General features: G+C 64.8%; 20 protein-coding genes. 14 read left to right on the top strand and 6 right to left on the bottom strand.

Annotated features, from left to right (window positions below; genetic code table 11):
- Positions 1-202 precede the first annotated feature (202 nt).
- The gene (locus DL237_RS14050; protein WP_158585647.1) at positions 203-952 is read right to left on the bottom strand and encodes a sensor histidine kinase; all 750 of its coding nucleotides are present in this window, start codon (positions 950-952) and stop codon (positions 203-205) included.
- A 210-nt stretch (positions 953-1162) separates the two neighbouring features.
- Between DL237_RS14050 and DL237_RS14045 the strand changes: the two genes are divergently transcribed.
- On the top strand, positions 1163-1870 hold the full coding sequence (locus DL237_RS14045; RefSeq protein ID WP_119399709.1) for a response regulator: 708 nt from the start codon (positions 1163-1165) through the stop codon (positions 1868-1870).
- Positions 1871-2424: 554 nt separating this feature from the next.
- Here DL237_RS14045 and DL237_RS14040 read toward each other — a convergent pair.
- Both DL237_RS14040 and DL237_RS14035 read right to left on the bottom strand, forming a co-directional pair.
- On the bottom strand, positions 2425-2844 hold the full coding sequence (locus DL237_RS14040; protein ID WP_119399708.1) for a response regulator: 420 nt from the start codon (positions 2842-2844) through the stop codon (positions 2425-2427).
- Positions 2841-3977, bottom strand: a complete 1137-nt coding sequence (locus DL237_RS14035; protein ID WP_158585646.1) for a sensor histidine kinase — start codon at positions 3975-3977, stop codon at positions 2841-2843. The genes DL237_RS14040 and DL237_RS14035 overlap by 4 nt, the downstream gene beginning before the upstream one ends.
- 532 nt (positions 3978-4509) lie before the next feature.
- Here DL237_RS14035 and phnC point away from each other — a divergent pair.
- From phnC to DL237_RS14010, 5 genes are all read left to right on the top strand, one after another.
- Positions 4510-5325, top strand: coding sequence for a phosphonate ABC transporter ATP-binding protein (phnC, locus tag DL237_RS14030; RefSeq protein WP_119399776.1), 816 nt, complete (start codon positions 4510-4512; stop codon positions 5323-5325).
- Positions 5326-5382: 57 nt separating this feature from the next.
- Positions 5383-6288, top strand: a complete 906-nt coding sequence (gene phnD, locus DL237_RS14025; RefSeq protein ID WP_119399706.1) for a phosphonate ABC transporter substrate-binding protein — start codon at positions 5383-5385, stop codon at positions 6286-6288.
- Positions 6289-6366: 78 nt separating this feature from the next.
- On the top strand, positions 6367-7275 hold the full coding sequence (gene phnE, locus DL237_RS14020) for a phosphonate ABC transporter, permease protein PhnE (protein ID WP_119399705.1): 909 nt from the start codon (positions 6367-6369) through the stop codon (positions 7273-7275).
- A complete protein-coding gene (phnE, locus tag DL237_RS14015; protein WP_119399704.1) occupies positions 7272-8603 on the top strand; it encodes a phosphonate ABC transporter, permease protein PhnE in 1332 nt (443 codons plus the stop codon). Before phnE (DL237_RS14020) ends, phnE (DL237_RS14015) begins: the two co-directional genes overlap by 4 nt.
- A 103-nt stretch (positions 8604-8706) precedes the next feature.
- Positions 8707-9324: a DapH/DapD/GlmU-related protein gene (locus DL237_RS14010; RefSeq protein ID WP_119399703.1), complete on the top strand. Its 618-nt coding sequence runs from the start codon at positions 8707-8709 to the stop codon at positions 9322-9324.
- Positions 9325-9395: 71 nt separating this feature from the next.
- On the opposite strand, the gene DL237_RS14005 is transcribed toward DL237_RS14010, so the two are convergent.
- Positions 9396-10580, bottom strand: coding sequence for an alpha-D-ribose 1-methylphosphonate 5-triphosphate diphosphatase (locus DL237_RS14005; protein ID WP_119399702.1), 1185 nt, complete (start codon positions 10578-10580; stop codon positions 9396-9398).
- Between the two features lie 154 nt (positions 10581-10734).
- Entirely contained in the window at positions 10735-11451 is a 717-nt protein-coding gene (gene phnF / locus DL237_RS14000; RefSeq protein WP_119399701.1) for a phosphonate metabolism transcriptional regulator PhnF, read from the bottom strand.
- Positions 11452-11548: 97 nt separating this feature from the next.
- Between phnF and phnG the strand changes: the two genes are divergently transcribed.
- From phnG to DL237_RS13960, 8 genes are all read left to right on the top strand, one after another.
- Complete coding sequence (gene phnG, locus DL237_RS13995; protein WP_119399700.1) at positions 11549-12013, top strand: phosphonate C-P lyase system protein PhnG; 465 nt, start codon at positions 11549-11551, stop codon at positions 12011-12013.
- Positions 12013-12594 carry a phosphonate C-P lyase system protein PhnH gene (phnH, locus tag DL237_RS13990; RefSeq protein ID WP_119399699.1) on the top strand — a complete coding sequence of 194 codons (582 nt, stop codon included), beginning with the start codon at positions 12013-12015 and terminating at the stop codon, positions 12592-12594. The genes phnG and phnH overlap by 1 nt, the downstream gene beginning before the upstream one ends.
- A complete protein-coding gene (locus tag DL237_RS13985; RefSeq protein WP_119399698.1) occupies positions 12594-13691 on the top strand; it encodes a carbon-phosphorus lyase complex subunit PhnI in 1098 nt (365 codons plus the stop codon). Before phnH ends, DL237_RS13985 begins: the two co-directional genes overlap by 1 nt.
- A 106-nt stretch (positions 13692-13797) precedes the next feature.
- Entirely contained in the window at positions 13798-14658 is an 861-nt protein-coding gene (locus DL237_RS13980; RefSeq protein WP_119399697.1) for an alpha-D-ribose 1-methylphosphonate 5-phosphate C-P-lyase PhnJ, read from the top strand.
- Complete coding sequence (phnK, locus tag DL237_RS13975) at positions 14655-15455, top strand: phosphonate C-P lyase system protein PhnK (protein ID WP_119399696.1); 801 nt, start codon at positions 14655-14657, stop codon at positions 15453-15455. Before DL237_RS13980 ends, phnK begins: the two co-directional genes overlap by 4 nt.
- Before the next feature lie 29 nt (positions 15456-15484).
- Positions 15485-16168 carry a phosphonate C-P lyase system protein PhnL gene (phnL, locus tag DL237_RS13970; protein ID WP_119399695.1) on the top strand — a complete coding sequence of 228 codons (684 nt, stop codon included), beginning with the start codon at positions 15485-15487 and terminating at the stop codon, positions 16166-16168.
- A gap of 1 nt (position 16169) precedes the next feature.
- Positions 16170-16718: a phosphonate metabolism protein/1,5-bisphosphokinase (PRPP-forming) PhnN gene (gene phnN, locus DL237_RS13965; protein WP_119399694.1), complete on the top strand. Its 549-nt coding sequence runs from the start codon at positions 16170-16172 to the stop codon at positions 16716-16718.
- A 40-nt stretch (positions 16719-16758) separates the two neighbouring features.
- Positions 16759-17898: an alpha-D-ribose 1-methylphosphonate 5-triphosphate diphosphatase gene (locus tag DL237_RS13960; protein ID WP_119399775.1), complete on the top strand. Its 1140-nt coding sequence runs from the start codon at positions 16759-16761 to the stop codon at positions 17896-17898.
- Positions 17899-18376: 478 nt separating this feature from the next.
- On the opposite strand, the gene DL237_RS13955 is transcribed toward DL237_RS13960, so the two are convergent.
- Positions 18377-18967, bottom strand: coding sequence for a pseudouridine synthase (locus tag DL237_RS13955; RefSeq protein WP_119399693.1), 591 nt, complete (start codon positions 18965-18967; stop codon positions 18377-18379).
- Positions 18968-19540: the final 573 nt, after the last annotated feature.

The raw sequence follows: 19540 nt of genomic DNA, 5'->3' as shown, positions 1-19540 counted from the left end.
GGCAGAGTCGCCTGGCCGCATTCGCGTGCAGGGACGCCCTTGCGGCGAAAAGCGCAGACCGCGCCGCGTCGGTGGCGGGGGTCTGCGTGGCGGGGCAGGACATCGCGACATGAGGACGCGGCGGCATAAGGCGCGCGGGTCATGCCAGGAGGGCGATCAGCGCGGTGGGATTGGGGGCAGGGGTGGCGGTGGTCAGCGGAGGCTACGTCGGGGACTGTTCTGTCGGGGGCGGCGTTGGCACCGTCAGCGCGATGGCCGTGCCACGGGAATCGCCACTGTCCAGCACCTCGATCGTGCCGCCGAGGGCCGTGACGATCTTGCGTGCCAGGCTGAGGCCGATGCCGGATCCTTCGCATTCGTCGCGCGATCGCAGGGTGCGCAGCATCTCGAAAACATCCTTGCGAAACCGGTTGGGGATTCCGGGGCCATCGTCGGCCACGATGATGCGGGTCATGGTGCCCTTTTGGCTGGTGCTGATGTCGATCCGCCCGCTGGTCGCGTCATGATGTTTCACGCAATTGGAGAGCAACGCCCGAAAGAGCATGACCAGTTCATTCAGCGGACCCGACAGCGTGGCTGTCCCGGACACATGCAGGACGAACCCGTCGGGCAGCGGGGCAGTTTCCGCGCAGCGTGCCAGGATATCGGCCAGGGTGTGGACACCGACCGGCGAGGCAAGCCGCCCTATGCGGGAATAGTCGCGCAGATCCAGCAGCATCCGATCACTGCGCCGCGCCTGGACGCGCAGCATTTCAAGGTGTTCGGCCAACATGGATTTCTGTGGTTCGGGCAGGCCGGACAGGTCTTCCTCGATGAAATCGGGAATGGTGAGGATGGCGCGGAACCCGGTGCGAAGATCGTGCGAGAGGATGTACAGCAGTTCCTCGACCTCATCCACGGTGCTGGATGGGGGGGGGACGCCACCGGACGCCGAGGGCAGATGAGGGGGCATTGGAGAACCTTGGCCTGTCATGGCGGGCAGATTGGACCAGCCCGGCTAACAACCCCTGAACCTTTTCGACCATCTCAAGGCGGGGCGGGAAAAATTCGCAGACAATGCAAACCAAAGCGATGGCGGACCTTAACCAAACGGCAAGCCTGCTGGGAAATTCTTGTGCCGCGGCCCCGCTGAAAATGGCGGGGTCTGGCAAGGAGCTTTCCGATGGATATTGAGAAAAGTGCAGTACAAACGGGATCCGAGGCACGTATGCCTGCCCTGCAGCCCTTTGCGACGCCGCCCGAACCTGAACCTGCGACCATCGACGTGCTGGTGCTGGATGACAGCCGCTTTGACGCGATGTGCATCCTGCGCGAATGCCGCCGCACCGATCTGCCGGTACGGGTGACCATCGCGACGAACATCGAGCATTTCCGCGAGTTGCTGATGCAAAAGCAGTATCAGCTTGTTTTCATTGACTACCTCTTGCCGGATGGCAATGGGCTGGCCGCCCAGCAGATCCTGCGCGAGGGCGGAAAGAACGGCCAGTCGCCGGTCGTGATGATCAGTGGCGAGGCCCGCCATGATGTTGCGGTGGAGGCGATGAAGGGCGGTTGCATCGACTACAAATCCAAGACCGATCTGACGCGCGATGCGTTGAAATCGCTGATCCTGCGCGCCCTGGAGGAAGGCAGCAAGCTGGCCCGCGCAGAGCTGGATCATTCGATGGCCGTGCAGAAACAGGAGATCGTTGCCGCAATGCGCGAGGTTCTGCGCGAGGAAATGTCCTCGGTGGCGATGACACCCTTTGGCGGACCGGAGGCGATGCGGCGGATGTTGCAGAGCTATGGGCTGATCCCCGAGGGGGACGGCTATGACTGGTCGAAGGTTCTGGATGACCCGGCGACGAACTTCGTGTTCCGCACGCATTGAACATCGCCCGGGCCAGCCGGCGCGCGGCCAGAAGAGTGCCCACGACGAGAGGGCCCATGACGGCAGGCGCGGGCTGACCCGGTGACCGATCTGAAGCGAATATTGGCCGCGTCGATGATCCGACGCGGCCATTTGACATCCGAATGTATCGGATGAGAGGCGGTTTTTGAGGGCGCGGCAGGGCAGTGGAGGTTGTTTTGCCCTGCTGGTGCGCCGTCTTGGCCGCCGGTGCGCGATGCGCGCGCATGAGTGTGCACGATACGCGCCTGCATCGGGCTGCGTGGTGGGCGCGCGCATGGGGGTGCGTGGTGGGCGCGTGCATGAGGGTGCGTGGTGGGCGCGTGCATGAGCAGCCCGGGTGCTGCCGTGGCGCGAGGGGCAAGGGGGGGCGTGTCGGTCCGCGCTGCGCCATGCACAGGGGCAGGGCGGGTGCGAAAAGCGGGCCTCACGCTGGAACGCCCGGCTGCGCCGAGGCTGGCGGGAGGGCGATTGACAAAGCCAGGGGCGGGTATGGCGCGGGGCGGTTGCACGCAGTCCAGGTCTCAGGGTGCGCGTCAGAGAAAGCCGCGCGCGCGGTAGGTTTTCAGGATTTCGGCAATCGCGGCATCGTCGATCGGCTTGGTGAAGAAGTGTTCCACCATTCCCGTCGTGACCGAGCGCGCGATGTCGCGGTCGTTGTCGGAGGATGAAAACATGGCGACGATCTGGTAGTCGCGGGCATCTTCGGGCAGGCGCCGCTTCAGTTCTTCCAAGGTTTCGAAACCGTTCAGCTCAGGCATGTTGATATCCATCAGGATCAGCGAGGGAACGACATTTTGCTGAGGCTTATCCGGTTGCCGCAAAAAGAATTTCTGCAGAAAGTCCAGGCCATCGACCGCCTCGTCCAGCGGGGTGAAACAACCCGCCTTTTGCAGACGTCGGCGGGCAATGTAGCGGTCGGACTGCACGTCATCGACGATATAGGTGCTGATCATTCAATGACCTCCATCTGCGGGAAGGAAAAGATGAAATCAGTCCGCTCGGGGGTGCTGCACAGGGCGATGGTGCCGCTGAGACGAAGCACATTCTTTTGAACGAGGGCGAGGCCGAGGCCATGGCCCTGACTGAGGCTGGAGCGACGAAACATTTCGAAGATGCGCGGTTGATCGGCTTCGGAAATGCCGATGCCATTGTCCCCGATCAGGATGCTGACGGTATCGTTCAGCGTACGCAGCCGCACATGAACCCAGTTTTCCGACTTGGACGCATCCTGGAAACGGCAGGCGTTGGACAAGACGTTTTCAATAACCGTGCACAGGGTCTGGCGTTCGGTCCGCACGGTGCACGGGCCGTCCATTTCGATCGTGATGGCGGGTTTTGCGATGCCTTCGGCATGCACGTCGTCCCAGCAGCTTGCGACAAGGCGCGGCAGGTCGATGTCTTCTTCGGGGACGGGCGACAGGCCGGCACGGGCCAGGGTCAGGACGGCCTCGACCTTGTGAATGTTGCGCCGGCTGGTTTTCAGCGCCTCGGTGATGTTGTGGCGGGCCTCGGCCAGCTCGCCCGCGTCCAGATCCTCAAGGCAGAGTTCAAGCAGGCCTGAGATGGTGGACAGGGGCGCGCGCAGGTCATGGCTGGCCGAATAGGCGAATTGGGTCAGTTCTTCGTTCAGGGCGGCAAGGTGGTCGTTGCGGGCGGTCATCTGGCGTTCATGTTCAAGCCGGTTGGTGATGTCGACCAGGGTGACAAGGACACATGGCCCGTCGGGCAGCTGGATCTGGCTGAGGGTGATTTCGACCGACGTTTCATGCCCATCCAGGCCGCGCGCCTTGAGCGAGCGGCCCCCGGCCATGGCGTGCTGGCGGGCGGCATGGGTGTGCTGCCTGCGATAGCGCGCGTGCGCCTCGCGTGAAATACGCGGGACATAATCGTCGACGCAGGTTCCGATAAGCTGGCCTTCGGTGCCGGCGAGCAGTCTGCAGGCGGCCTCGTTCAGCAATTCGATGGTGCCCTGTTCCGAGACCATCATGATGGCAGCACCGGCGGCGTTCAGCGCGTCAGCCAGGTAGCGCTGGCTGTCCGTGCGCCGGACGTTGGGCGGCGGGGGAGTGCCGGAAATGCTATGCATGGCGGACCCGGGCCTGCGGGTGGTGTTGCCCTGCGCCAGGTCGGCGGAGGGCACCGGCGGGAGAAGACGACCAGACGCCGTGCCGATGTGTGTGCCACTGGGCGCACCGGGAAACGGGGCACCCGTTCGCCGGAGGGACCTGTGCCGTAAAGCCTGGCTCTGGATAATATTGCATGAACTTACTTTCGAACCCTGGCCCGGATCATGGCATCGCCATTTGTCCCCGGTTTCAGGGTTGGACTGCATGTCAGGGGCCTTGGAGGCGTGATCTGCCCCCGTTTGCCCACTGCGCGCCCCGCAACCCTTTGAGTTGCGGCGATGGCCCGAAGGACCGTTGTGAACCTGAACCATATGTCAGTTTCAGTTGCCGTTCTGTTAACATCCGCCGCGCCGTGCGGAGTTTCGCGGCACTCAGCGGCGTTCGCGGACCACTCAGCTTGGCAGAGCGCCGGTTCATGAAATCTTCATCGAAACGATACGTTTCCGTTTTCCAGCGTGCTTAGGACCCCGACAGGACCAGGGGATGAACCACGTGCTGCATATCGATCTGCTGACAAAGACTTTCGGCCACCACACGGCGGTGGACCGTGCCACGATCCGCGTCGACAGGCCCATGATGATCGGTGTCATCGGCCGGTCGGGTGCCGGCAAATCGACCTTGCTGCGGATGCTGAACCGGCTGGAGGACAGCACCTCTGGCGCGATCCGGTTCGAGGGGCGGGACGTGACGCGCCTGGCGGGGGCGGACAAGCGCGCCTGGCAGGCCGATTGCGCGATGATCTTTCAGCAGTTCAACCTGGTGCCGCGCATGGATGTGGTCAGCAACGTTCTGCATGGCACGCTGAACCGCCGCTCGACGCTGGCCAGCCTGTTCAGCCTGTATCCCACCGCCGATATTCACCGCGCGATCGACATTCTGGACCGGCTGGGCATCGCGGAACACGCCCCCAAGCGCGCCGAGGCCCTGTCCGGCGGACAGCAGCAGCGCGTCGCGATTGCGCGGGCGCTGATGCAGGATCCGAAGATCATCCTGGCGGATGAGCCGATTGCCAGCCTTGATCCGATGAACGCCCAGGTCGTGATGGAGGCCCTGCGTCGCATCCACGAAGAGGACGGGCGCATGGTGATCGCCAACCTGCATACCCTGGACACCGCGCGACGCTATTGCGACCGGGTGATCGGGATGCGCGACGGGCGTATCGTCTTTGACGGCACGCCCGCGCAACTGACGACCGGCATGGCGCGCGAGATCTACGGGGCGGATGCGCGCTTTTCCGAAGAAGCGACCTCGACCGAGATCGAGGCTATCGACCGCGTCACAACCAGACAGATGCCGATTACGGCCTGACACCTTCATCTGCCGCGCGCCGATGTCGCGCGGGCATAATCCACGGGAGATCCAAAGATGAACAAACTGATCGCTGCCGCCCTTGCCACAACCGCGCTTTGCGCACCGGCCATGGCGCAGGATATCACCGAATTCCGCATTGGCGTGCTGGGCGGCGAAAACGCCCAGGACCGTGTGCAGAACAACCAGTGCCTGATCGATTATACCGAGGAAGCCCTGGGCGTTCCGGTCAAGATCTTTACCCCAGCCGATTATGACGGCGTGATCCAGGGCCTGCTGGGCGGGACGCTGGACATGGCCGTGCTGGGCGCGTCGGGCTATGCCAAGATCTACCTTGAGGACCCCGAGTCGGTGACCCCGGTCCTGACCACGGAAAATCCCGATGGCAGCCTCGGCTACTACTCCATCGGATTTGCCCGCAAGGACAGCGGCGTGGCTTCGCTGACCGATCTGGAGGGCAAGAAGTTCGGTTTCGGCGATCCGAACTCGACCTCGGGCTACCTGATCCCGTCGATCGAGATCCCCGAAGTCACCGGCCATTCGATGGACAACGGCGATTTCTTTGGCGAGGTCGTCTTTACCGGCGGTCATGAGCAGACCATCGTCGCGGTCAACAATGGCGATGTCGATGCCGGTGTGACCTGGGCCGACGGGATGGGCAACTGGGAAGACGGCTATAACAACGGCGCGCTGCGCAAGGCCGTCGATGCCGGTCTGGTCGACATGAACGACATGACCGAAATCTGGCGCTCGGCGCTGATCCCGAACGGCCCGCTGGTGCTGCGCAACGCGCTGCCCGAAGATGTGCGCGCCAAGATGACCGAGATGATGGACACGCTGTACGAAAAAGACGCCGATTGCGCCTATGGCGTTGTGGGCGGCGACTCGCTCGGGTTCACGCCGATCACTGTCGACGCCTACAAGTCGATCATCGGCGCACGCAAGTCCGCCATCGGCGGCTGATTACGCAAGCGACCAACGGCGGCCCCCTTCGCGGGGCCGCTTTTGCATTCCGTAGCAGACAATTCCGGAGAGCCCGCAATGGCAGACAGTGCGATCCCGCGCCCCCGTCAGGCCACCAGTTCGGCCACCCGCCAGGTGATCGTGGTCCGCGAGGCCTATATCGCCCAGACGCGGCGCAAGCGGCTGTATTCCGGAATCATGCTGGGGGTTTTCGTGGCGTTGATGGCCTCGGGCTTCATGCTGGCGGATTCGCGTAATGCCGGGGGATTCTGGTCCGGGCTGCATCGCCTGCCGGATTTCCCCGCCTCGGTGATGTCCGAGGCCTGGGCCAAGCGGGCCGAGCTGCCGGAGAACCTGGCGCGATATTTCCCGGCGCTGATCGAGACGCTGAACATTGCCGCCGTGTCGACGTTGATCGGCACCATCGGGGGCACATTGTTGTCGATGCTGTCGACGCGGGGCCTGGCGCGCTGGCCACGCCTGATCCCGCTGTTTCGTCGCATCATGGACGTCATGCGCGCGGTGCCTGAAATCGTGATCGCGCTGGTGCTGATCTTTGTGCTGGGCGGTGGCCCGGTGCCGGCGATGATCGCGATTGCCTTTCATACCTGTGGCGCCCTGGGCAAGATGTTTTCCGAAGTGAACGAGAACGCCTCGCTCAAGCCGGTCGAGGGGCTGGCCTCGGTCGGGGCGAACTGGAGCCAGCGCATGCTGCTGGGCGTGGTGCCACAGGTGGCGCCGAATTACCTGAGCTATGCCCTGCTGCGGTTCGAGATCAATATCCGTGCCTCGGCCATCCTTGGGTTCGTGGGGGCTGGTGGGATCGGCTATGAACTCAAGAACGCGATTTCCTGGGGACAGGGCAAATACGATGCGGCAGCTGCGATTTTCCTGCTGCTGATCACCACCATCATCATTGTCGACCAGCTGAGCAGCATGGGCCGGGATCGCATGACCCATGGCCGCAAATCGGAGATGATGGCATGAGCCTGTCTGCCACCCTGCCCACGCATGACACCGGGGCCGGTCTGAAACATCAGGCCGAGGTGATGTTCCGCCGCAAACGGGTGTTTGCCTGCGCGATGCCGCTGCTGATCCTGGCCTACCTGGTGTATGCGTTCTTCGCCTTTGACGTGCCGGGGCTGGTGCAACGGGCGAGTTTCGAGAATGCCGCGCGGCTGGTGTCGGACAGCTACAGCTACAAGACCCACGTGACGCGCGACAATCGCTCGGGCGCGGTAGAGGTTGCGATCGAGGGCGAGCGCAAGGGCACCTATGCGCCCGGCACCGGCCCGGAATGGGTGCGCTTCGGTGCTGACACGACCATCGATCTGGGGGGCGGCAACATCGTGACCTATGGTGCCGATGACGTTCGCTATGTCATTCCCGGCTATGGTACGATCACGGCCAGGCCCGGCGCGGGGGGCGTTCAGGCGACCTTTCCCGAAGGACCGCTGCCTGACTATGTCAGCGCGTCGCGCAACCGGGTGATGATCACCACCGATGCCGGGCGCCTGACAATCACGCGCAACCGCACCGAGGTCTTCAAGTACCAGACCGGATGGGAATTGTTCTTTTTCACGCTCGACAGCCCCTATCACGGGGTGGGGCCTGTGCAGCTGGTGCGTCTTGCCGTGGCCGGGGAAGGCCCGGCGATCTGGCATGATTTCTGGTACAATCCGATGTGGCGCCATGGTGACGTGGCCTGGGCGCTGTTCGAGACGGTGCTGATGGCGTTCCTCGGTACGTTTGGGGCGGCGGTCGTGGCCTTGCCGCTGGCCTTTCTGGCGGCGCGGAATTTCACCCCGCTGATGATCGTCCGGCAGGCGGCCCGGCGGGTGTTCGACGTGTTTCGCGGTGTCGATGCGCTGATCTGGACAGTCGTTCTGGCGCGCGCCTTTGGTCCGGGGCCGATGACCGGGGCACTGGCCATCCTGCTGACCGACACAGGCAGTTTCGGCAAGATGTTCTCCGAGGCGCTGGAAAACGTCGACGACCGCCAGATCGAGGGGATCCGGTCGACCGGGGCTGCGCCGGTGCAACGCTATCGGTTCGGGGTGATCCCGCAGATCACGCCGGTGCTGATGAGCCAGGTGCTGTACTTCTTTGAAAGCAACACCCGAAGCGCCACCGTGATCGGCGCGATCACCGGAGGCGGCATCGGTTTGCTGCTGACGCAGGCGATGATCACGCAGAAGGACTGGGAAGAGGTGAGTTATTACATCATCCTGGTCGTCTTGCTGGTCTTTGCGATGGATTCGTTTTCAGGCTGGCTGCGACGCCGGTTGATCAAGGGGGATGGCGGGGGCCACTGAAGCGGGGGCCACTGAAGGTGCACCCACATTCGCATCGTTCCCGACCACAGCGCCTGACGACCGGGCCCGACCAGCCCCGCGTGCATTTTCCAGGAGACGCCCCATGCCTCGCTTGAGTGAAGACAAACCCTTTCTGCACCCGGACGTCGATCTGACAGACGTCACGCTGGGCAGGTATACCGAGATCGGCAAGGGCAGCCGCATCGCCTATTCCGAGTTCATGGATTACGCCTATTGCGACCGTTACGCCGACGTGGCCAATGCAACCATCGGCAAGTTCGCCAATATCGCGAGCTTTGTGCGGATCGGTGCCACGGATCATCCGCTGGAAACGGCGGCGCTGCATCATTTCCTCTATCGCTCAGCCGTCTACTGGGACGATGCCACGGACGATCCGGCGTTTTTCGCGATCCGGCGTGCGCGCCGCGCGGCGATCGGCCATGACACCTGGATCGGGCACAATGCACAGATCAAGCCCGGCATTACCGTCGGGGATGGCGCGGTTGTGGCATCGGGGGCCATCGTGACCAAGGACGTAGCGCCCTATACCATCGTGGCAGGAACGCCCGCAAAGGTGCTGCGCCTGCGCCAGCCTGCGGCGATTGCCGAGCGGCTGATCGCGCTGGCCTGGTGGGATTGGGATCACGCGCGCCTGCGTCGCGCGCTGGAAGATTTCCGGGCCATGCCCGCCGAGGCGTTCCTGGAGAAATACGAGGGCTGATCCCGGTCGCATGGTTGCGCGGCGCAGGCCATTTCCGGGCCGCCAGGCCAGCGCCGCCGATCTGGCGTGGTTCATTCGGCCGCGATGGCCGTGCGCTGCGGGGCGTGGGCAAAGCGATGCGCGGCCTCGCCGGCAAGGTGGGTGATCCGTCCACCGCTGATGGTCGCTTCGATGGCGCGGGTCGAGGGGTCGATCACCACCATGTCCGCACGCAGGCCCGGATCAAGACGCCCGCGGTCATGCAGGCGCAGGATGTCAGCGGGCCGGCCCGAGATCATGTCCCACGCCGCGGCCAGTGGCAACACGCCGTCATCTGCCAGTCGAAAGGCCGCCTGGGCCAGCGCCGGATAGTAATAATCCGACACCAGCGCATCGCAAAGGCCTGCGCGGATCAGCTCGGTTGCGGCGATATTGCCCGCTTGCGAACCGCCGCGCACAACGTTCGGCGCCCCCATCAGGATGGGGTCCCCCACCGCACGGGCCAGCGCCGCGGCGGGGCGGGCCGTCGGAAATTCGCAGATCTTGGCGCCAATCATCGAATAGGTTTCGCGGGTTTCGCCGTCGGGGTCGTCATGGCTGCCGTAGGTGACGCCAAGGGCATCGAATTGTTCGGCCAGGCGGCAAAGATAGCGGGGAACTTCGCGGCGCTGACGTTGTGCGGCAAGCAGGGCCGCATGATGCGCCTCGCCCGTGCGACCCAGCCGCTTGGCCCAGAAATGGAATTCCTCGGGGCGGGCGGACAGCATATGCTCGGCCTCGTCCAGATGATCGTTGAAGACAACGTAGTCGATACGGTGGCGGCGCACCGCATCCAGCAGGCGCGCCTCGGTTTCAACGGTATGGGTTTCGCAGCGGATTTGCAGCCGCAGATCGGTCAGGGTCGTCTGGGCGCGATACTCGGCCAGGGCGTCCATCAGGGAGATGGCGAAATCGGGCCCCCGGGTGCCGCCTTCCCAGCTCCAGCTCTGGGCCAGCCAGGCCGTCGTGACGCCGTTGGCGGCTGCGTCGCGGTCGGTTGCGCGCAGTCCGGTTTCCAGCGCAAAGGGCGCCGAGGGGCGCGGCGAGATATGCCGTTCAAAGGCATCGCCGTGCAGGTCGATGATGCCCGGCAGGATCAGATAGCCGGTCAGGTCGACCTCGGGGAGGGGACCCCGCGTGATCCGCCCGTCGGCGAACGCCAGGGAGCGTTGTTGCAACGCCCCGTCACGCAGGATCGTGGCGCCGGTCAGGCGGAGGCTCGGGAGGGTCTGTCGCATGGATCGGCTCAGGCTCGGCTAAGAAGGTGTGGCGCTGTGGATAACTTGGCAATGTATCGTCGTCATGACGCTTTCGTGTCGTTTCAGCAGTGGGTTGAAGTGTGGTGGAAATGATCGCCCGTGCCCGGGGGGGGCAGCGCCGTGTCGTCGGCGCTCACTCTTCGTTCAGGGTCAGGGTGACGCGATCCCCTGAAAACCAGGTGCGGCCATATTCGACCGGGGTGCCCTGAGGATCGACGCTGAGGGAGATGGTGCGCAGGATCGGGTCTCCTTCGCGCAGGTGCAGTTGCACCGCCTGGGTGGCCGAGGCGGTCTTGGCGTTCACGCGGGTAAAGGCGCGGGTGTAATCGGAGACACCGTTTTCAGCCAGCGCCGCCGTGATCGAGGGCAGCCGGCCGAGCGCATCAATCAGGCCGGGAAACCGGTCGGCGGGAAAGACCGAGCGGAACAGGGCGATCGGCTGCCCATCCGCGAGGGAGATGCCTTCGGTGGAAATGACCTTGCTGCCAGCGGGCAGGCGCAGCATCGCCGCTTCGTCCGCATCTGCGCCGCGCGTCTCGTTCAGGTGGATCTTGCGGCTGGGCAGGCGACCGGCGGCGCGGATGTTCTGGTGAAACCGCACCCGCCGGCCAATCGGGTATTCTGTCGGGCGCTGCGCGACAAAGACGCCCGCGCCGCGCCGGGCATGGGTCAGCCCGGCCTCGGCAAGGCTGGCCAGCCCGCGCCGCACCGTGTGACGGTTGACCCCGAACCGCGCCGAGAGTTCGGATTCGGTGGGCAGGCGGTCGCCCGGGCTGTAACGCCCGGAAGAAATGTCTGCGGTCAGGGCGGCCGCGATGGACTGCCAGAGCGGGGTTTTCCGGGATGTCATGAAAGTTTTACCTCGGCTGGGCTTGTGCGACTCGGGTGGGCTGTCTAATAATTTGTCTAGTTGTATAGTTAATTAGACAAATCGGCAAGGTGTCTAGATGGCAGATGAAACGATGGCGACGGCGGATCAGGCGGCCCGCAAGGGTTGGATGGGTCTGCTGGCCCGGGCGCCGGCGGCAGAGGTCAAGCGCCTTTGGGACGATCTGGGGCGCGAGGTCGACTTTGACTGGCTGCGCGCGCCCGAGATCGGCGGCGTGATGGTGCGTGGACGCACGGGGGGGACGGGCGCGGCGTTCAACCTGGGAGAGATGACGGTGACGCGTTGTTCGCTGCGTCTGGCGGATGGCACGGTGGGTCATGCGATGGTGCAGGGCCGCGACCGGGACAAGGCGCGGGTCGCGGCGCTGGTCGACGCGCTGATGCAGGGTGCGGCGGCAGAGGATTTGCGCGCCAGGCTGTTGCGCCCCCTGGAGGATGCGATGACCGCCGCCGCGGGGAAACGGGCCGCAAGGGCGGCTCGGACCAAGGTGGATTTCTTTACCATGGTGCGGGGAGAGGATTGATGGAGCAGACAAGTGACATGCTGACGGGCGGATTTTCCGATGCGCCGCGTCAATCGGCGCGGGCCTTTCGGGCGGCGCTTGAGGCAATGGCGCGCCCCGGCAGCACCTATGTGTTGCAGGAGATGGCGGATGCGCCCGCACCTGTCAGCCGCGCGGCCGCAACGCTGTTGCTGGTCCTGTGCGATGCCGAGACACCGCTGCATCTGTCGGGGGTCTGCGATACGCCTGCGATCCGTGGCTGGGTGACGTTTCACACCGGGGCGCCGCTGGTTGCGGCCGCCGAGGCGATGTTCGTCCTGGGGGACTGGTCCTCTCTCGACCTGAGGGTACTGGCTCGGGGCACGGCGGAATATCCGGACCGGTCGGCCACTGTGATTGTCGACGGGGATTTCGAGGGCGTCGATGTCAGCCTGCGCGGGCCGGGCATCAAGGACGTGAGCGTGACACGCCTGCCGGACGTGGTCGTTTTTCAGGAAAACGCGGCGCACTTTCCACTGGGCCTGGATTTCTACTTTACCCGAGGTGCGAAGCTGTCGGCGTTGCCGCGCTCGACCAGGGTGACCGCTGGGGAGAATGCCTGATGTACGTCGCGGTAAAGGGGGGCGAGCGGGCCATCGACAACGCCCATGACTGGCTGGCCGAGGAACGGCGGGGGCCGCAGGATGTGGCCGAACTGGACGTGGCGCAAATCAGGACGCAGCTGGGTTTGGCGGTGAACCGGGTGATGGCAGAGGGGTCCCTGTTCGATCCGGACCTGGCCGCGCTGGCGATCAAGCAGTCGCGCGGCGATCTGATCGAGGCGATTTTCCTGATCCGGGCCTATCGTACCACGCTGCCGCGCTTTGGTTATTCCACCCCGGTGGACACGGGTGCGATGGCTTGCGATCGGCGAATCTCGGCCACGTTCAAGGACGTGCCCGGGGGGCAGGTGCTTGGGCCGACGTTCGACTATACGCATCGCCTGCTGGATTTCGCGCTGGAGGCCGAGGGGCTGCAACGGAGCGAGGCGATTGCACCGGAGGCGCATCCGGTGATGCCGCGGGTCAGCCAGTTCCTGAATCAGGAAGGTCTGATCCAGGATGAGCCGAGGCCCGAGGTCGACGCGGTACCGGGGGATCTGACGCGCGCACCTCTTGAGCTGCCGGCCACGCGGGCGCTGCGATTGCAGGCCCTGGCGCGCGGGGACGAAGGGTTCGTGCTGTCGATGGCCTATTCGACGCAGCGCGGATACGCCAAGAACCATCCCTTTGTCGGAGAGCTGCGCATCGGCACGGTTGCGGTCGAGATGGAGATCCCCGAGCTGGGGTTCGCGGTCGAGATCGGTGACGTCGTGCTGAGCGAATGTGAGACGGTGAACCAGTTTACCGGGTCGAAGACGGAGCCGCCGCAGTTCACCCGCGGCTATGGCCTGGTGTTCGGACAGACGGAACGCAAGGCGATTTCCATGGCGCTGGTGGACCGGGCGTTGCGTTGGAAGGAGCTGGGCGAGGACGACAAGGGCGCCCCGGCGCAGGACGAGGAATTCGTGCTGTACCATGCGGACAACATCCAGGCGACGGGATTTCTGGAGCATATCAAGCTGCCGCACTACGTCGATTTCCAGTCGGAACTGGAACTGGTGCGCAAGTTGCGCCGCGAGGCCGATGCGCGGGTGCGCCCCACCGAGGCGGCGCAATGAGCGGCGTCTGGCGAGAACCGCCCCTGCGGGACGGTGCCTCCGGCGGGGGTATTTTGAACAGGGAAACACGGGGTGGTCGCGCCCCCTGGATGCGGAGGGCCTTGTCATGAGTGCCTACAATTTTGCCTACTTGGATGAACAGACCAAGCGGATGATCCGGCGTGCGCTGCTGAAGGGCATGGCCATTCCGGGCTACCAGGTGCCTTTTGCCAGTCGCGAGATGCCGATGCCCTATGGCTGGGGCACCGGGGGGGTGCAGGTATCGGCGGCGGTGATGGTGCCGGAGGATTGCTTCAAGGTGATCGACCAGGGCGCGGACGACACCACGAATGCCGTGTCGATCCGGCGGTTTTTCCAGGCCACCGCTGGGGTTGCGGTGACAGAGAAGACCGCCGAGGCCAGTGTCATCCAGACCCGGCACAGGATTCCCGAGCGGGATCTGCGGCAGGGGCAGATCCTGGTGTACCAGGTGCCGATCCCCGAGCCGCTGCGATTTCTGGAACCTTCGGAGGTGGAGACACGCAAGATGCATGCCTTGGAGGAATACGGGCTGATGCATGTCAAGCTGTATGAGGATATCGCGCGGCATGGCGATATCTCGACGAGCTACGCCTATCCGGTGAAGGTGGAGGGGCGCTACGTGATGGATCCCTCGCCCATTCCGAAGTTCGACAATCCGAAACTGGGTATGGCGGCGATCCAGCTGTTTGGCGCGGGGCGGGAACAGAGGATCTATGCGTTGCCACCTCATACCGACGTGGTGAGCCTGGATTTCGAGGATTATCCGTTTCAGGCGGGCAAGGCCGATCATGACTGTGATCTCTGCGGCGCCGGGTCGAGCTATCTGGACGAGGTGATCACGGATGATGCGGGGGGGCGGATGTTCGTGTGTTCGGATACCGATTTCTGCCGCGAGCGGCGCGAGGCGGGCCATGTCGGGGCGTTGGGTGTGGAGGCTGTGGCATGAAGGATACGGAGAGGGCGGCAATCGCGCAGCGCCCGCTGCTGCGCGTCGAGGGGGTGAGCCGGCGCTACGGTGCGCGGATTGGTTGCGCCGAGGTGAGCTTTGACCTCTGGCCCGGCGAAGTGATGGGAATCGTTGGGGAAAGCGGCTCCGGCAAGACGACCTTGCTGAACTGTCTGGCAGGGCAGCTGGCGCCGGATGCCGGGCGCGTTATGTTCGATACGCGCGACCGTGGCATGGTCGATACGCTGGACATGTCGGAGGCGGAGCGGCGGATGCTGGGCCGCACGGACTGGGCCTTTGTGCATCAGCACGCCCAGGATGGCCTGCGCATGAACGTCAGTGCCGGGGGCAATGTCGGAGAACGCCTGATGGCCGTCGGGGCACGGCATTATGGCAACATCCGGGAGCAGGCCATCGATTGGCTGGACCGGGTCGAGATTGCCGAGGACCGTGTCGACGACCGCCCGAGCGCGTTTTCGGGGGGGATGCGGCAGCGTTTGCAAATCGCGCGCAACCTGGTGACGGGACCGCGGCTGGTCTTCATGGATGAGCCGACAGGGGGGCTGGATGTGAGCGTGCAGGCGCGCCTGCTGGACCTGTTGCGCGGCCTGGTGCGCGAGATGGGGTTGAGCGCGATCATCGTGACGCATGATCTGGCCGTGGTGCGGTTGCTGGCGGATCGGCTGATGGTGATGAAGTCGGGCCATGTCGTCGAGACGGGGCTGACCGATCAGGTGCTGGATGACCCGCAGCACGCCTATACGCAATTGCTGGTCAGTTCGGTGTTGCAGGTCTGAGCGACGCGGAATTATGGAGCGAATATAACATGATATCGGTTGAGAACGTCAGCAAGACATTTACCCTGCACAACCAGGGCAGTGTCGTCATTCCGGTTGTGGAGGGAGCGAGCCTTGTGGCGCGGCCGGGTGAATGCGTGGCGCTGGTCGGGGCGTCGGGGTCGGGGAAATCGACCCTGATGCGGATGATCTACGGCAATTACCTGGCGGCCTCGGGGCGGATCATGGTGGGGGATGTGGATGTCGCGCTTGCGGCCCCGCGCGAGATCCTGACCCTGCGGCGAGAGGGGCTGGGCTATGTCAGCCAGTTCCTGCGGGTGGTGCCACGGGTGCCGACACTGGACGTGGTTGCGGAGCCGTTGCTGGCCCTGGGGGTGGCGCGCGATGCCGCGCGAGAGAGAGCCGCGGTCCTGTTGCGGCGCCTGAACATTCCCGAGCGGCTGTGGCGCCTGTCACCCACCACGTTTTCGGGTGGCGAACAGCAACGCGTCAACATTGCGCGCGGCTTTGCCCACGATTATCCGGCGCTTTTGCTGGACGAGCCGACGGCCAGCCTGGATGCGGTCAACCGCGAGGAGGTGCTGTGCCTCATCGAAGAGGCAAAGGCCCGTGGCGCGGCAATTATCGGGATCTTTCATGATGTTGAGGCGCGTGACCGCGTTTGCGATCAGTTGGTCGACGTGACCGGTTTCACGCCTGCGCGGGGGATCTGAGGTGGCTTCGGGGCGATTGATCGGGGTCGTCGGGCCGTCGGGCGTGGGCAAGGACAGCGTCATGCGCGCGGTGGCGGCACAGCGGGCGGACACCGTGTTGGTGCGTCGGGTCATCACGCGCCAGGCTGACCCGGGAAGCGAGGATTTCGAACCGGTTTCCGTCTCCGAGTTCCTGTCGCGGGAGGCGGGCGGGGAGTTCCTGCTGTCCTGGGCGGCGCATGGCCTGCACTACGGCATTCCCGACAGCGTCGCGGATGATCTGGCGCGGGGGCGGGATGCACTTGTGAACCTGTCGCGATCGGTGCTGCCGCAGGCGCAGACGCGGTTTGCCGGGTTCCGCACGATCCTGCTGACTGCGCCGGTATCCGTGCTGGCGGACCGGCTGGCGGCGCGCGGACGAGAGAGTGCCGAGGATATCGAGCGGCGGTTGGCGCGGGCGGGGTTTGCCCTGCCGCCGGGCCTGCGGGTCGACGTGGTGGAAAATGCCGGTCGACTATCGGATGCGGTCGCGGATGTGCTTGCATTGATTGAAGAAACCGAAGTCCAATGAAGGGCGGATTATGAAAGACGAAGCGCACGTGAGAGCGGACATGAAAGACGAGATCATATTGGCCAACGCCCAGCTTGTGCTGCCGCGGGAGGTGATCCGCGGGCATCTGGTGATCCGTGACGGGCAGGTGGCCGAGATCGGCACCGGGGCCACGCCGCAGGGTGCCGTGGATTGCGAGGGCGACTATGTCAGCCCCGGCCTGGTCGAGCTGCACACCGACAACCTGGAACGTCACATCACGCCACGCCCGAAGGTGCACTGGCCACATCATGCCGCCATCGTCGCCCACGACGCGGAACTGGCAAGCTGTGGAATTACAACGGTTTTCGATGCGATCCGCGTCGGTTCGATCACGTCGAGCGAACGCGATTACCGCCGCTATGCCAGGCCCATGGCGGATGAGATCCTGGCAATGCGGGAGGCGGGCGCGCTGAAGATCAGCCACCATCTGCACCTGCGGGCCGAGACCTGTTCGGAGACCCTGATCGAGGAGCTGGAGGAGTTCGGCCCGAAGGATCGCGTCGGCATCGTCAGCCTGATGGATCACACGCCCGGTCAAAGACAATTCAGCGATATCAGCAAGTTCGAAGACTATGTCTGTGGCAAGCATGGCATGTCGCGCGAGGGGTTCGAGACCTATGTGCAGTTCCTGTATGATCTGAACGACAGGCTGGGCGCCAAGCATGAACAGGCGGCCGTCGCGGCGGCCAAGCGCTATGGCGCGGTGCTGGCGAGTCATGATGACACCACGCGCGAACAGGTCGAGACCAGTGCGCGGCATGGCATAAGGGTGGCGGAATTTCCCACGACAGTCGAGGCGGCAGAGGCCTGCCGGGGCGCGGGGATTGATGTCATCATGGGGGCGCCGAACCTGGTAAGAGGCGGATCGCATTCAGGAAATGTCTCGGCAGGAGAGCTGGCGGAGCTGGGGCTGCTGGATATCATCAGCTCGGATTACGTGCCTTCGGCATTGCTGCTGGCGGCGGTGCAACTTGGCCAGCTGCATGGCGACATGGCGCGGGGCATGGCGAGTGTCACGGGGGCGCCGGCGCGGGCGGCCGGATTGCACGACAGGGGCGCCGTGGCGCCGGGCCAGCGGGCAGACCTGATCCGTTTCGCGATGCGGGGCGGGGTGCCGATCCTGCGCAGCGTCATGGTGCAGGGTGTGCGGGTCGCCTGAGAGGGTTAACGGGCCGGGCGCATGGTCGGTGCCCGGTTTTGCGCTGATCGTGCGATTTCACCGGTTAATTCAGGAAACCCGCGAATCCTGACGTCGGTATCTTGACGGTATCCGAGCGGTAACTGAACGGTGCATCCGGGGCGAGCCGCGGGAAGGTTAACGCAGAGTACGCTGCGATTGCGCGGTCTGTGCATCTTTGCGGCGGGTGTTGGCGCGGGTCGTTGGGGCGGCAGGCCGTGCCGGCAGATCGGAGAGCGATGCCGGACCGAGAGGCACGCAGATCAATGGCCCGCTGTGCGTGGCCGGCTCGCGCCTCCGGTTCGGGCGTCGAGCGGTCACGGGGCGGCCGGGCAGGGGCGCGCGGTGCGTCTGACGCGCATGGGGTCGGGCGAGAGAAAAGTCGGGGTATCGCGGCGCGCCTGCCACCGGCATCCCGCCGGCGTGATGGGATCGCGGCGGACTGTACGGCGCGGGCCGCCTAGCGACGGGACGGGTGTAGGGATGGGCGCAAGGGCAGGTCGGGGGCGTCGCACCATGCGCCGGAGGCGAGGGTGCCCAGGCTCCACGGTCCGATGCGGGCGCGGATCAGGCGCAGGCAAGGATGGCCCACGTGGGCCACCATGCGCCGGACCTGTCGATTGCGCCCTTCGGTTATTTCAAGCGAGATCCAGCAATCGGGGACGGATTTGCGCACCCGGATCGGCGGCGTGCGCGGCCAGAGCGTGTCGGGCGGGTCAATCCGTTCGACCCCTGCGGGGCGCGTCGGGCCATCCTTCAGCGTGACGCCCGTGCGCAGGGCGGCAAGGGCCGCGTCATCCGGCAGCCCTTCGACCTGCACCCAGTAAAGCTTGGCCAGCTTGTGCCGGGGGTCGGCGATGCGCGCTTGCAGGCGGCCATCGTCGGTCAGCACCATCAGACCTTCGCTGTCTCGGTCCAGTCGCCCGGCGGGGTAGACCCCCGGCAGGTCGATATAGGCGCTGAGCGTCGGGCGCGGCTGACCTGCCGTGCCCTTGTCGGTGAACTGGGGCAGCGTGTCGAAGGGTTTGTTGAACAGGATGGTACGGGCCATCTGCGCGGCCTAGCGCGTGGGCGGGGAAAAATCCAGTGGCCTGAGGGCATCGCCGGAGGTTTCGCCAAGGGCGCAGGCAGGCAGGCGGCGAGCTGGCGGGCGACGGGCGCAGCGTGCGGCTTTGCGCCAGATTTGCAAAATCGGGTCGGGCAATTTGCAAATTGTTGCCGGGCGGGAACCGGGGGGGGGCGGATGGTGGTGGGTCTGGTGTGAGCGCATGGGCGGGGTGAGTCGGGTGAAGGTGTGTTGGGTGTGAGCGCATGGGCGCGGGTGAGTCGGGTGTGGGCGTGCCGGGGGTGGGCGGGATGGGTGTGGGCGTGTTGGCGCGGGTGAGTCGGGTGTGGCGTGTTGGGTGTGGCGCTGGGCGGAGATATCACCGTCATGCACCCGTAATGGTCGTGTCACGGCTGTGTTACCGGTGGCACGTATGGGATCCCCATCAAGGGCCCATCATGGGAATGTCCCTTGATGGGATTTGATACAGGTTGCCCCGGAGACCTTGAGATGACCGAGATTTCACCACTGCGCTTTGTGCTGCATTGCCTGATTGCCCCTCGCAAGGGCGGGTATACG

The sequence above is a fragment of the Pseudooceanicola sediminis genome, assembly GCF_003575965.1.
GTDB lineage: Bacteria > Pseudomonadota > Alphaproteobacteria > Rhodobacterales > Rhodobacteraceae > Pseudooceanicola > Pseudooceanicola sediminis.
This window is presented reverse-complemented; position numbering and strand designations above follow the sequence as displayed.